This is a genomic window from Celeribacter marinus (assembly GCF_001308265.1).
Classification (GTDB): Bacteria; Pseudomonadota; Alphaproteobacteria; order Rhodobacterales; family Rhodobacteraceae; genus Celeribacter; species Celeribacter marinus.
Genome location: NZ_CP012023.1, coordinates 228,934 through 243,211, shown reverse-complemented (window position 1 = coordinate 243,211; position 14,278 = coordinate 228,934). Strand labels below are relative to the sequence as shown.

The following is a 14,278-nucleotide window of genomic DNA, read 5'->3' as shown; positions in this document are numbered from 1 at the left end:
ACCCACGTCTGTGAAGTCCCCCGCGCTCAAAAGAACGCGGGAGACAACTCAGTTAGCGCACCTCAACGAGGCGCAACTTATGTTTAGTTACAAGGTGCGGGACCTGCCTCAACGCCTTGGCACAGAGCCTCGACGGTGATCCAACCGGCATCTGTCACAGCAGACAGGTTTGCGGCTGTGATGGGCATTGGCGCGAGGAACATTGCGTTCATCTCGGTGCCACCAGGTGTGGTGAACTTAACCGCACCATCCACGGCGTCCATAGCTGTGCCGCCTGCAAGCGCCACGGCGATTTCAGCAGCATTTTTGCCAAGCTCACGCGCGTCTTTCCATACGGAAACCGTCTGTGTACCAGCAGCCACACGGTTCAAAGCGGCGTGATCGCCGTCCTGACCGGATACGGGAATACCCTGCATACCCTGTGCGGTCAAAGCCGCCACAACGCCACCAGCGGTGCCATCGTTCGAGGCGACAACAGCGTCAACTTTGTTGTCGTTCTCGGTCAGGATCTGCTCCATGTTGCGCTGTGCGTTCGCGGGCAACCAACCGTCTGTGTAGGCTTCGCCAACGATGGTGATGTCGCCTGCGTCAACAGCCGCCTGAATGATCTCTTGCTGACCACCGCGCAGGAAATCTGCGTTTGGATCGGTAGGCGAGCCTTTGATCATGACGTAGTTGCCAGATGGCTGAGCCTCAAGAACAGCACGGGCCTGCATACGGCCAACTTCAACGTTGTCGAAGGTGAGATAGAACGCACGGTTGTCCTCAATGAGACGGTCATAGGCCACAACGGGGATTTCTTCGTCCACAGCGGCCTGCACCGCGGGAATGACGGCTTGCGTGTCTTGACCCAAAACGATCAACGCGTCGACGCCTTGAGCAATCAGGCTCTCGATGTCGGCAAGCTGTTTTGCGGAAGACGACTGTGCGTCGGCGGACACGTAAGTGGCACCAGCAGCCTCAAGAGCCGCCTTGATTGCGCCTTCGTCTGTTTTCCAACGCTCTTCTTGAAAGTTGGACCAGCTCACGCCAACAGTGAGGTCGGCGGCATAGGCAGTGGATACGAGGCCAGAGGCCACGATTGTAGCTGCCAAAAGCATGGATTTACGCATTATTTTCCTCCCAAAAAATAAATGTCTATCCAATGGCACGGCATGCACAACGCAACGCTCGACTCGCCACCGGACGCGCACAGGATTGCATATTTAAATTTAGCTTCCAAATAAAATAATGAACTTACAGAAACTTTTTTGCTAGATTTGCCCGTTAAGCCGTGACTTAAATACCCTCAGGGAGGGCTGATCACACTGTGTGGTCAGCATTTAATTATCTGCATGAAATTTAAAAATGATCACATCGGCCTTTAAATCCTCACTCTTGGAGGGGGAGATCCAAGGCTGTGGCCCGTTGTTTCGCGCCCAAAATGCGGTCCCCAAGCCGCTGCGCCGGCAATTGTTCGAGGCCATTCGCGCCGCCGGCACGATTGCGCGGGTTGATATTGCCAAACATCTCGACATCAGTCCGGCCACGGTGACCACCTTATCCACCGAGCTTATAGAGAGCGGTTTGATTGCCGAGACGGAGATTGCGCGCCCAACCATAGACACCACCCGCGGACGCCCGCGTGTCGGGCTTGAGGTAAATGGGGCCGCGAGCGCGGTGATCGGCATCAAAATATCGGATCGCGGAAATTCGGCTGTCCTGCTTGATCTCGCCGGAAAGCGCATTGGCGCGGCCACCCTGCCCGCCCCACCCGAGCGGCGCAGCACGGATGCGATCGTGGACGAGATAGAACAACTTGTCGCCGCTGCCCTCACATCGGCCCATCTCGACAAATCGTCCCTCGCCGCAATTGCGCTTGGCATTCCGGGTATGGTCGACTTTGATGCAGGCCACGTCATTTGGTGTCCCTTTCTGATGGACCCCGACATCCCCCTGCGCGATATTTTACAACACCGCCTCGGCATTCCGGTGCGGATCGACAACGATGCCAATTTACTGGCGATGGCCGAGCTGTGGTTCGGCGCGGGGCGCGCTTTGGATAACTTTGCCGTGGTTTCGATCGAACACGGCGTGGGCATTGGCTATGTCCAAGGGCACACACTGCAACGGGGCGGTTCGGGGCATGGTATGGAACTTGGTCACATGACCATCCAGATCAACGGCGCGCTGTGTCGCTGTGGAAAACGTGGTTGTCTTGAGGCCTATGTGGCGGATTATGCGCTTGTGCGTGAGGCCCATACCGCGCTGGCCCACCCCGTGGGCTCGACCGCATCCCCCACAGAAATGCTCGAAGACCTGTTTGCGCAGGCCAAAGATGGAAACGAGGCGGCTCAAGCGATCTTTTCGCGGGCGGGGCGTTATCTGGCCGTGGGTCTGGCCAATGTCGTGACGTTGTTTGATCCCGCTCTCATCTTGCTGTCGGGGGATCGTTTGCGCTACGACTACCTCTATGCAGAAGAGGTCTTGAGCGAATTTCGCGACCTTACGCAAAAACCGGGCCGCCCGCCCACACCTGTGGACATTCACGCGTGGGGGGATCTCGTTTGGGCCCAAGGGGCTGGCGCTTTAGCGCTTGACCACGCAACGGAGAGACTATTGGGATGATGCGCCAGACGTTTATGACCACGGCAACCGCACTTGGATGCCTCACGGCCTGCGTCGCATATGCCGACACCACAATCAGCTATCAAAACCGCTCTGACGCTCTACCTCCGCACGCGTATACCGGCGGGTGGGAGCATTTTGTCGGCGGCGGCGTGGCGATACTGGATTGCAATGCGGACGGGCTACCCGACATGTTTGCGGCCGGCGGGACATCCCCCGCAAGCCTGATGATCAACCGCTCGCCGCGTGGGGGCGCGCTCCGCTTTGAGCGCGGTGCACTCGACGAGATCACGGGCGTCACGGGCGCCTACCCCATCGACATCGATAGTGATGGACAGCTTGATCTGGCGGTGCTGCGCGTGGGCGCCAATATGCTACTCAAAGGCGGGCCGGAGTGTACGTTCGAGGACGCAACCGCCGCGTGGGGTTTCGATGGCGGTGACCGCTGGACCACCGCGTTTAGTGCCACGTGGGAGGCGGGCCAAACACGCCCCACCTTGTTCTTTGGCAACTACGTCGACCGCGACAACCCCGATGGCCCATTTGAGGCCTGTGACAGCAACGAATTGCACCGGTCTACGCCGTCAGGCTGGGACAAGACCCTGTTGGACCCCGGATTTTGCACCCTGTCGGCCCTTATGTCCAAAGGTGCGCGCGGCGCAACGATGCTGCGCCTGTCAAATGATCGCCACTACTACGTCACAGGCGGATATGAACAGCTCTATGACCTTGGCCTAAATCGCTTTTTGGGCGAAGAGGACGGGTGGGAAAAGGTCTCGTTGTGGGGCATGGGCATTGCCGAACGCGACATTGATGGGGATGAGATACCCGATGTCGTGCTGACCTCGATGGGCGATCAATTGCTCCAGTTCGGCATGGCTGATGGCAGTTATATAGCCGCCCCCTATGACATCGGCACATATGCCCAACGCCCGCACGTGGGCGATGACGGGCGGGCCTCAACGGGGTGGCATGCGGCATGGGGGGATATCGACAACGACACCGATGCCGACCTGTTCATCGCAAAAGGCAACGTTGAACAAATGCCCTCCAACGCCGCGCGCGATCCCAACAACTTGTTGGTCCAAGGCGACGATGGACGGTTTACAGAGAGATCGGTGGCGGCAGGCGTCGCGTCCCTCGAAAAATCGCGCGGCGCGGGCCTTGTTGATTTGAACGCCGATGGGGCACTTGATCTCGTTGTCGTCAATCGCGGCGCGCCCATGGAGCTATACCAAAACACCACACCAGAGACCGGAACCTATCTCGATGTGTCGTTGTATCAGGTGGGTTCAAATAGCCACGCGGTGGGCGCAACCGTGGAAATCCTAACCAATCGCGGCCTTCAGGTGCAAGAGATCACAATCGGTGGCGGGCATGCCTCAGGGCAATCTGTACCGCTTCACTTTGGCTTGGGTCAGGCCGAAAAAGCGCAGGTACGGGTGATCTGGCCCGATGGCGAACAAAGCGATTGGGTGGAAGTCACGCCTCTAGAGCGCTGGATCGAACTGTCGCGCTAATCACCGCTCGAACGGCAATCCGGACGGAACAGTCTCAGGCACACCAAGCCGCGTTGTCTCATCCGTGAGCGCCGCCAAAAAGGCCACAAGCGCGTCGATATGCTCAGCGGGCAAGGCCATGTCCTCAACCGATATCGCGTCCACAATGCCCATTTGCGCATCGGCGTCTTGCAAGGTGGCCCAATCGTCAACCGGCATCACAGGCAAAACCGCCATATCCGGCGACCACGCATCAAAGGCCGCCAGCGGCATAGTGTGTGCGGTCACAAATTCCCACAGATCCGAATACGCCCCTGTATGCCCGTAAGGCGCGGTGAGAGTGACATTGCGCAAGGACGGCGTGCGAAAGGCATACATATCCTCAGTGTGTCCCGTCACGCGGTAGCGTCCTTCGTCGCGCAACCCCTGCTCAAACGGCAAGGTCTTTCCCGGTCCGAACTGCGGCTGACCCATAGCGTGAAACTGATGATCGGTCTGGAACGTGCCGCTATGGCATGACGCACAGCCCGCATCCCCGTAAAACAACTCCATCCCCATAGCTGCCAAAGGGTCAAGTGCGGCCTCGCCCCGCAACACCGCATCAAACGGGCTATTGTCGGCGCGAAACTCGACCGCGATGAAGGCTGCAATGGCGTTGGAGATATCGGCAAACCGGATATCACGCGTTTTCGTTTCGGGGTATGCATCCCAAAACAACGGGGGATAGGCAGGGATCGCCGCCACTTTTGAGGCGATTAAATCCCATGCGCCGCCCTCTCCCGAAAACCGGCCCTTGCGCACCGCTTTGGAAATCGGGTTCTCGTTGACCTGTCCCGCCATCTCATCGGGTGACAGCACGGGAAACGCGGCTTGTGTGGCAAGCAGACCGTTCACCTGATCAAAAAACGGGTCTTCGATAGGAACATGCAATACCCCGTCCACCAGTTCGACACGACCGTCATGGAACATCGTGGTGTATTCATGCGCCCCCAAATTGTAGAGGGCGGGTGCATTGCGCGGAACGCGGTGTTCAGGCGGGTTGTCCGGATCCAAGACCCGCGCGGGGCCAAGCCCCACTCCGCCCTCCCCCAGACCAAGGCTCAGCCCGTCAGAGGTTCCGAACTTTGGATGGTGGCACGTGGAGCATGAAACATTGTCATTGCCCGACAAGACAGGATCGTAAAACAGCAACTGGCCAAGGGCGACTTCAGCGGGCGATGCCTGTAGAAAATCCGCGTCCGTTGCGGGCGCAGGCAGATCAAGCGCCCATGCAAAACTTGCACAGATCGAACATAAAGCCGCCGCGAACACGGGGCTAAGGCGGTTATTTACGTGCATATTCAACATAGGCAAAAGCGACCCCATCAGGAGACCACGAGGGAACATTGATCGTACCCTGACCACCAAACAAACTTACGAGGGTCGTAGGCGTCCCGCCCTCGGGCGCAATCAAACGCAGCTCGACCTCCAAATCGGCAGGGTGTCCTTTGGTGCCCTCGGGATAGGATAAATACACAACACGCGTGCCATCAGGGCTTGGATGCGGGAACCAGTTGACGCGTGTGTCGTCGGTCATTTGTTGCGGCTGTGCGCCGTCGACACGCACCCGCCACAGGTCCGACGATCCACGCCCTGAGCGCTCCGAATTGAACCAGATCCAATCCCCGTCAGGCGTGTAATCCGGCCCATCATAATGGTGATCGCTTTCGATGACACAGCGCTCGGACCCGCCCGCTACCGGACATGTCCAAATCCCGAATGTGTCGTTGCGCACCGCCGTGTAGGCCAATGTCTGGCCATCGGGGGACACACCGTGCCACCAACTCGGCGCATTTGGCGTGACTTGTACGGGATCATCATCACTCTCAAGATCAAGTGTCCAAATGAGCGACCCCGCCCCAAGTGTGTGATCCGACAGAAACAGCGTCGAGCCATCGGGCGAAATACCGTGATCATTGTTGAGCGTGATCAACAGACCTGTGTCGATCTCCGCCAATTCTGGCTCTGCCAGATCGACCTCAAACAACCGCCCGTCCCCGTTCACAAGCAACGCGGACCCATCCGGCGTCCAGTTCGGCGCCTCGATATGCATGTCCGTCTCCAACACAGGAAACGCGCGGGCCTCCTCAAAATCGTAGATCATGATGCGTGAGGTCCAATTGGACATGTGGGTCTCCATCTTGCGCTCAAAGGCAGTGGGGGCCACACAGCGGCCCACACCAATTAACCAGAGTTTACGCGCCTTTGGGGAGGTAAGCAAAGCGGGAAAACAACGCTTCACGTCCCTGCCCCGTCATATCCATGACGTACATCCCAAGAAACGCGCCCGTAAACGAGCCATGCGCACCGCGCCCGCCCTCGTCTGAGATCAAAGATGCGTCTAAAACAGGACCAATATTGATCCAATCACCGCCCAGTCGCCACGCAAATTGTAGCGCGGCATTGTCGATCTGCGCGCGCAACTCAACGGGACCATCCGCAAGCGGCACCATGTCGGGTGTCCACGTCAAAGCCGCATCGGGATAATCCCCCAGACACGACACAATGCGCAAACACCGGCCCACGTCAGGCTCAAGCGAGACAAGAAGTTTGTGAAATTTGAAACGGTTATAGTAATGCGTCAGGCCCGCTGATTGCTGATAGCTCACCGGATCAAACGCGACCGTTGTCTCGACTGTGCACACGTGGTGTTCTTGTCTGCGCGCAACGAGTGCGTTTTCAAACCACGACCCAAAGCTTTCACGACCAATCACGTGCAACCCGTTATCGACCCGAAACAACCGCTCGGGATGGGGGTGACGCAGCCATTGGAAATCACTGGGCAATGTCTGGCCCGCAAACTCGGTCACCACATCTTTGGGCGCGCGTGGGGCGACATCGGCCAGCCCCTCAACCTGCGCGCGCGGCACAAGACCGCCCGCCTCCAGATACAGCCAATCGTCTTTCCAGACACAACGCTCAATGCCGGTTTCACGTCCAAGCGGGCAATACATCCCCGTCCCGTCCGGTCCCGTAATCGGGCGACCCATCAAAAACGTATGATAAACCTGTCCATCAGGCGTCTCGACATATTGGCCGTGGCCCGTGCGCTGGATCGCGCTTTGCGCCAATGGAACGTCTTTGGTAGACATCACGAACAAGTCGGGGTGATCCTCATACGGACCCCAAATGTCGCGTGATCGCGCCAATGTGACCGCGTGATCATAGGCCGTACCGCCCTCCGCAGTGGTCAGGTAGTAATAGCCATTGCGCTTGAACATATGCGGTGCCTCGGTCAGGCCGCGCTCTGTCCCCGCGTAGACATTTTTGACAGGCCCGAACAACCCGCGCTCAGGCGACCATTCTTGCAACAAGATACCGTCGAATGAGGAATTCTTTGGGTTGCCGCCTGTGCCCTCGCCGCGGTGGTTCCATTGCATGTTCATGAACCATTTGCGCCCGTCATCATCGTGAAACAGCGAGGGATCAAAACCGGACGAGTTTACATACCACGGATCGCACCATTCACCGTCAATGGTCTCGCAGGCGGTGATGTAGTTGGGCGCATCTTTAAACGCCCCGTCATAGCGTTTCACGTCTGTGTAAACGAGATAGAACCTATCCCCATCATGGCTCAAACAGGGCGCCCAAATACCGCAACTATCTGGATTTCCACGCATATCCAAGAGAGCCGCACGGTTGAGAGGCCGCGCCACAAGATCCCAATTCACCAGATCGCGTGAATGGAAAATCTGCACGCCCGGATACCATTCAAACGTGGATGTGGCGATATAGTAGTCCTCCCCGACCCGCAAAAATGACGGATCGGGGTTGAACCCCGCAAGGATAGGATTGTGGATCACGATGGATCTCCGCTTTATTCGGACGACTTGGCCCAAAGGTTGATTTTTTCTTCATCGGCGTAGTCGTCAATGAGTTTGAGCTCTTCCGCCGAAAACTCCAGATTGCCGATTGCGCCAACGCAATCCGTCACCTGGGACGGTTTGGACGCACCGATCAGCGCGGTGGTGATGCCGCCATCACGCAGCACCCATGCAATGGCCATTTGCGCCAATGTCTGGCCGCGATTTTCGGCGATCTCATTGAGTTTGTTCAGGTTCTCTACCGCACGATCAGAGATAAACTCTGGCTTGAGCGACTTGCCTTGGGTCGCGCGCGATCCCTCTGGCACGCCTTTGAGGTACTTGTTTGTCAGCATCCCCTGCGCCAGTGGCGTAAAGGCGATGGAGCCGACACCCAACTCATGCAGCGTGTCCTTTAGACCGTCATGTTCGACCCAACGGTTGAGCATGTTATAGCTCGGCTGATGGATCACGCAGGGCGTGCCAAGCTCGTTCAAGATGCGCACGGCCTCGCGGGTGCGGTCGGAATTGTAGCTCGAAATCCCGACATAAAGCGCCTTGCCCTGACGCACGATGCTATCGAGCGCGCCCATGGTTTCCTCAAGTGGCGTATCGGGGTCAAAGCGGTGCGAATAGAAAATATCCACATAATCCAGACCCATACGGGTCAAAGATTGGTCAATAGACGCCATCAGATATTTGCGGCTGCCCCACTCACCGTAGGGGCCGTCCCACATATGATAGCCCGCCTTAGTGGAGATGATCATCTCGTCGCGCAGGCCTGCGAAATCTTCCTTGAGGATAGACCCGAACGCAAATTCCGCCGATCCGGGGGGCGGGCCGTAGTTGTTGGCCAGATCGAAATGGGTGATGCCGTGATCGAACGCCGTGCGCAAAATCTCGCGCTTGGTATTATGGGGCGTGTCGCCACCAAAGTTGTGCCACAGGCCGAGCGAGATCGCGGGCAGTTTTAGCCCTGATTTGCCACAGCGGCGATACACCATTTTGTCGTAACGGGTGTCAGATGGGACATAAGGTTTCATGGCGACTCCTCCAAGAGTGGTTGGGACACCCGCCAAACGGGGGTGTCCGTTGTTTGCTTCGCACTTAACTTGGTGCACACGAACGCGGTTTTCCACCGCTCTTTGCGCACAAGTGGTGGGCTTAGCCCATGAGCGCGCGCGCCTCGTCCGGTGTGACCGCTGCGGGACGTTCGCAGGTTGTGGAAATGTCCACAAACTGGCCCGTTTCACCCGATTTCATGATAGATGTCAGCACATCAATCGCGTGGGTCGCAAGTTCCAAAGAGCAGCGATGCGGACGCCCTTCCACGATGGCTTGTGCCATGTCGGCCACGCCCGCCGTGCGGTAGTTGGCGCGATCATTGCCTTGCCCGTCAACCATGTTGGTGACAGAAAACGGATGCTCCCATAGAGGCACGTCTTTGACCTCTTGGTCCGTGCCAGCCATACGAACGTTGCCACCAAAGAAGTTCGGATCGGGGACAAAAATTGCGCCTTCAGTGCCATACAGCTCCATGTTTTGATGTTCATGCGCAAACACATCCCATGACAGCGACACGGTGATGGCGGCCCCGCTTTCAAACTGCAACAGCGCGTGGAAATTGGTATCAACAACCACATCCAACACCTCGCCCTTGCGCGGGCAATCGGTGGTGATGGTGCGGGTTGCACGGCCTTTGTTGGACAAGGCAGCCACGCGGCTCACCGGTCCCAAAAGCTGCACAAGGTTGGTCACATAATACGGCCCCATGTCGAGCACGGGACCACCCCCCGGTTGAAAGAAAAAGTCAGGGTTCGGGTGCCACATTTCCATGCCCGCACCCATAAAGTGACAGGTGCCCGAGGTGATTTTGCCGACTTTGCCGCTATCGATGATCTCGCGCACCATCTGATGTGCGCCGCCCATGAACGTGTCAGGCGCAGACCCCACGCGCAGACCCTTAGCCTCTGACAGCGCCCGCAACTCTTCGCCTTCAGCGAGTGTGAGCACATACGGCTTTTCGGAATAGGCGTGTTTACCCGCGTCCAAAATGCGTTTCGTCACCTCGAAATGTGCCGCAGGAATGGTGAGATTGATGATCAGATCAATGTCGCTTGCGGCTAAAAGCGCATCGACCGTTTCGGCCCGAACGCCCTCATATTCTGAGGCGCGCCCGTGAGCGGCCTCCATGTTGATATCGGCCACCGCGCGCACTTCGATCGCTTTGAAGTTGGGCGCAAGGTCCAGATATGCCTTGGAAATATTGCCGCATCCGATGATGCCAACGCCGAGTTGTGTCATGTGATATCCTCCCTTGTGCCGTGCTTAAAACGCGGCGGCGTTGGTGATTGCAGTTTTGGCAAAGCGCGCGTGATCGGATGGGTTGTCATGCTCCATCACAAACACATCTGCCGCGGTGAACTCTTGGATCGCGGCCCAGATTGCAGGCCAGTCCATCGTTCCGGTGCCCGCATCGGCCCACCCGCCCTCGTCCTCTTTTTCACCCGCAGGTGCGAGGTCTTTGACATGGACGGCGGTAATGCGTTTGCCGTATTTTTTCACGGCCGCAATTGGGTCCGCACCGCCACGCACAACCCACGCAATATCCAGTTCGATATTGATGTGATCACCGCCCTCAAGGATCAAATCCTCAGGCAACTCACCCGTCGGCAGAGCCACAAATTCAAAGTCGTGGTTGTGCCAGCCAAAGACCAGACCTGCCGCCTTGATCGGCTCACCGGCCTTGGCCAAGCGCACACCAAACGCACGCCATCCATCGGCATCCGTTGGGCGTTCGTCGGGCATAAGATACGGCACATAGACGTGTTCGATGTTCAACTCTTTACAGATTTGAAGCACACGCGCAGGATCATTCTCGACCATATCAAGGGCAAAGTGGCCTGATTTCATCTGCAAGCCGTTCTTGGCCAAGCGCGCCTTGAGCGCGTCCAATTGGTCCAACTCGTTGTAAAACGCGCCGTAGCCCTCGCACTGCGCATAGCCAAGAGCGCCAATCATATCGAGCGTCTCGTCGTTGCCCCAATTGCGCGATGAATAAAGTTGGTATGAAAAATCGGTCATTGTATCTCTCCTTTGTCGCGTCTCACGCGAGCCATTTGTCATAATCGGACACCAGCAAATGCACGGGGTCCGTATCCTCGTCGATGGCCGCAAACCGTCCGATTGGTTCGCGGAAAATATTGTCTGTGCGGTCGTCGTTGACGTTGCTCACCTCGCCAATCAACACACGTCCACCCTCGCCCCAAAACGCATGCCAATGCCACGGCTCAAGGGTCACACTTTCCCCCGGCTCCAGTTTGAGGTGTTCACCCGCCTTTAGCGTCCGTTTACGCCCGTCCGTGAGCACCTCAACGGGCGCAGTTGGATCGCACGATCCATCCTCTGCCCGTGTGAACAACTCCAACACCAATGACGCGCCACCACGGTTGATGATATCCTCGGTTTTGAACGTGTGATGGTGCATCGGACTGATTTGATTTTCGTTCGAAATCAATAGCTTTTCGGCGTAGAGCATCCCCATTCCGCGTGCCACATTGGCGTCAGAGCCGTTGCGCACGGTGAACAAAAAGAGCCCCAAATCCTCATAGTTGCCCTGACCATAATCGGTGATGTCCCAGCCCAACATATGATCGCGCACCATCGTGCCGCCGTCCGCAATGTAAGACTTCAAACCCGTTGGATTAAGGTAGGCAAAGGGCGGCATCACGAACCCGAACGAGCGCATGAATTTGTCGCTCTCTGCGATGATTTCATTGACGATTGAACGCTTCATATCTCGGCTCCATAGGTGGCAGTGTAAAGGTCACGAATTGTGAATTGTGGTTTTTCATCAGCGTGTTGCGGAACGAACGTGACCTTGACCTCTTGGTTCGGCAGCATCGCAAACGCGTTGTTAGACATCCGCCCTTGCGTCGAGGCCTCAACCGCGACGAACAAGCCAAGCGCCTGCGCGCGCAACGTGATCTCATAGACGCCGTCCACCTCAACAATGGTATGGGCAATTTCGGGGTTAACGAGGTCATAGGTTTTCCACGCTTTGGGCGCATAGATGTCGCCACCCGTCACCGCATCCTCGCCCGCGCCAGCCTGCCATGTGAACACGTAAATCTCGTCGTCGTTGAGCGTTCCGTGATCCAGTGACACCAGATCAAGTGCCTTGCTCGCCCATGCGGACAGGGTTGCATCCGCCACGGGACGCGCCACGCCGTGCATGTTCACCGCCGCGATTTGCACCGTTATGTCAACGTTCTCGCCCGTATCGTTGACCACCTTAAAGTGGTCTTTGCCGTTCTCGGGGTTCACCACCACGCTCACCGGCGCATAGAATTTCTGCGTCATGTGGTGCAGCAATTTCCACCCGCCGCCATAATCAAGCGAGGACCATGAGCACACCGGCCATGTGTCGTTGAGCTGCCACACGAGCGCGCCCATACAGTGCGGTTTGAGCGAGCGCCAATACGTCACAGCCGTCTTGATCGCGAGACCTTGTTGCACCTGTGAGAGATACACAAAGTTCGGGAAATCGACGGGAAAACGGAAATAGCGGAACATCGTGGCCGCAATCCGTTCGTTGCCTCCGGCGTTCTTTTGATGGCTCTCGAACACACGTGCTGCAATGTTGCGGTCCTTTGCGTCCGTGAACGTCTCGATGATGCGGTTTGAGGGGTAGGATTGAAATCCGAACTCGGAACAAAAGCGCGGCTTGATATCGCGGTAATGCTCGAAATCGCGGTTCTCGTGCCAGACAGACCAGAAATGCATGTCGCCAGAGGTGTCGTCGTGCCACCCATCCCCAAAATTGAAATACCCCGGAGAGGGCGAGGACGGCCACCAAATCGCGTTTGGATCTTCGTCTTTGAGGGCCTTCTCCAACGTCCGGTTGAGGCGGTCATACATCACCAGATAGCGGTCGCGGTTGGCCTTGCTCTCATCAAACCACGTCAACGCACCAAGCAATTCATTGTCGCCACACCACAGCGCCATACAGGCGTGATGATGCATCCGGCGTACATTTTCACGCACCTCCGCCTCGACATTGGCCAAAAACGCCTCGTCAGCGGGGTAGAGATTGCACGAGAACATAAAGTCCTGCCAGATCATCAGACCCATCTCGTCGCACATGTCATAGAACCATGTCGGCTCATAGCGACCACCGCCCCAAATGCGGATCATGTTCATGTTGGCATCCACGGCGGATTGCAGCAGATCACGGACCTCCTCGCGGTCAATGCGCCCCGACAGGGCATCGGCGGGGATCCAGTTGGCCCCTTTGGCAAAGACCTCACGCCCGTTAACCTTGAATTTGAACGATGTGCCCGCGTCATCCTCTTGGACGACCAATTCGATATGGCGTAGCCCGACACGGCGCTCCATCACCTCGTCGCGCATCCGCACTTCGAGATCGTAAAGCGGTTGCATGCCTTGACCTGCGGGCCACCAAAACTCGGGCGCCTCAATAAAGAACTTGGCTTGTGCGACGCGACCTTTGACCTGCGCCTCACGGGTGCGGCCGCCAAACGACATCTCGACCGTGTCCCCCTCCGCATCGCCCGCGATATGCGCGGTCACAATCACCGTCACACTATCGCTCTCGATATCGTGGTGCTCTTGGGCGATATGCAAATGGTCAAGGCGCGCCTGCGTCTTGGCGCAAATGTCCAACGCTCCGGTGACACCGAACGGCGCAAGCGCGATATTCCAATCCCACCCGAAATCACATTGCGTTTTGCGCAACATATTGCCGTTCGCAATCGGCACCTGACCATCGTTGCGATCCGAAATTCCGGGGATATGAAACGTCTGAGCTGCCTGACGTGCGGCCCCCTCGGCCACCACAGAGCGAAACTGCAATTCGATGTCATTGGTGCCAATTTTGGCCACCTCGGACAAATCAACGCGGTAGCTGCGAAAGCTGTTCTCAGCATTCAAAACCGTGGTGCCATTGACGACCACATCGACCACACCGTCGAGACCCTCGGCCACCAGTTCGATGTTGGCATCGGTCAGCTCAAACTGACGCTTGGCCACCCATGTGCGCTCAGAAATCCAACGCAGATCATACTCGTTGCGGCCCCAATACGGATCGTCAATTTTGCCCGCATCATACAAGGCAGATACGCTATCAAAGGGCACAGTGACCGGCACGCTATAATGGCCCGTGTCATCGTAAAAGGTCCAATTCTGTGTGAGGCGCATCGCCACCGCTCCTTTGAGATCAGCGTGGTCCTATGTGCCAGACCATTCGCCGCAAAACAGATCAAAAGAGCCGATACGCACACATACGGCGTCCTGCTCTCTCATAGTGTC

At 57.2% G+C, this 14,278-nt stretch carries 11 protein-coding genes; 2 read left to right on the top strand and 9 right to left on the bottom strand.

The features are described from left to right. Window positions 1-83: 83 nt before the first annotated feature. On the bottom strand, window positions 84-1,112 hold the full coding sequence (xylF, locus tag IMCC12053_RS01195; RefSeq protein ID WP_062214942.1) for a D-xylose ABC transporter substrate-binding protein: 1,029 nt from the start codon (window positions 1,110-1,112) through the stop codon (window positions 84-86). Window positions 1,113-1,347: 235 nt separating this feature from the next. On the opposite strand from xylF, the gene IMCC12053_RS01190 reads away from it, so the two are divergent. Continuing rightward, complete coding sequence (locus IMCC12053_RS01190) at window positions 1,348-2,607, top strand: ROK family transcriptional regulator (RefSeq protein WP_082388998.1); 1,260 nt, start codon at window positions 1,348-1,350, stop codon at window positions 2,605-2,607. Next, a complete protein-coding gene (locus tag IMCC12053_RS01185) occupies window positions 2,607-4,127 on the top strand; it encodes a CRTAC1 family protein (RefSeq protein WP_062220698.1) in 1,521 nt (506 codons plus the stop codon). Before IMCC12053_RS01190 ends, IMCC12053_RS01185 begins: the two co-directional genes overlap by 1 nt. Here IMCC12053_RS01185 and IMCC12053_RS01180 read toward each other — a convergent pair whose 3' ends face one another. The 8 genes from IMCC12053_RS01180 to IMCC12053_RS01145 all read right to left on the bottom strand — a co-directional run bounded on the left by IMCC12053_RS01180 (window position 4,128) and on the right by IMCC12053_RS01145 (window position 14,167). Beyond that, the gene (locus IMCC12053_RS01180; RefSeq protein WP_062214941.1) at window positions 4,128-5,453 is read right to left on the bottom strand and encodes a cytochrome-c peroxidase; all 1,326 of its coding nucleotides are present in this window, start codon (window positions 5,451-5,453) and stop codon (window positions 4,128-4,130) included. Then, on the bottom strand, window positions 5,431-6,273 hold the full coding sequence (locus IMCC12053_RS01175) for a TolB family protein (protein ID WP_082388997.1): 843 nt from the start codon (window positions 6,271-6,273) through the stop codon (window positions 5,431-5,433). Before IMCC12053_RS01175 ends, IMCC12053_RS01180 begins: the two co-directional genes overlap by 23 nt. 67 nt (window positions 6,274-6,340) lie before the next feature. After that, window positions 6,341-7,948, bottom strand: a complete 1,608-nt coding sequence (locus tag IMCC12053_RS01170; RefSeq protein WP_062214939.1) for a glycoside hydrolase family 43 protein — start codon at window positions 7,946-7,948, stop codon at window positions 6,341-6,343. 14 nt (window positions 7,949-7,962) lie between these two features. Beyond that, window positions 7,963-8,991 carry an L-glyceraldehyde 3-phosphate reductase gene (mgrA, locus tag IMCC12053_RS01165; protein WP_062214937.1) on the bottom strand — a complete coding sequence of 343 codons (1,029 nt, stop codon included), beginning with the start codon at window positions 8,989-8,991 and terminating at the stop codon, window positions 7,963-7,965. A gap of 121 nt (window positions 8,992-9,112) precedes the next feature. Continuing rightward, window positions 9,113-10,252: a Gfo/Idh/MocA family protein gene (locus IMCC12053_RS01160; RefSeq protein ID WP_062214935.1), complete on the bottom strand. Its 1,140-nt coding sequence runs from the start codon at window positions 10,250-10,252 to the stop codon at window positions 9,113-9,115. 24 nt (window positions 10,253-10,276) lie between these two features. After that, the gene (locus IMCC12053_RS01155) at window positions 10,277-11,032 is read right to left on the bottom strand and encodes a sugar phosphate isomerase/epimerase family protein (RefSeq protein WP_062214933.1); all 756 of its coding nucleotides are present in this window, start codon (window positions 11,030-11,032) and stop codon (window positions 10,277-10,279) included. A 22-nt stretch (window positions 11,033-11,054) separates the two neighbouring features. Further along, a complete protein-coding gene (locus IMCC12053_RS01150; RefSeq protein ID WP_062214932.1) occupies window positions 11,055-11,744 on the bottom strand; it encodes a D-lyxose/D-mannose family sugar isomerase in 690 nt (229 codons plus the stop codon). Next, the gene (locus tag IMCC12053_RS01145; RefSeq protein ID WP_062214930.1) at window positions 11,741-14,167 is read right to left on the bottom strand and encodes a beta-mannosidase; all 2,427 of its coding nucleotides are present in this window, start codon (window positions 14,165-14,167) and stop codon (window positions 11,741-11,743) included. Before IMCC12053_RS01145 ends, IMCC12053_RS01150 begins: the two co-directional genes overlap by 4 nt. Window positions 14,168-14,278 lie beyond the last annotated feature (111 nt).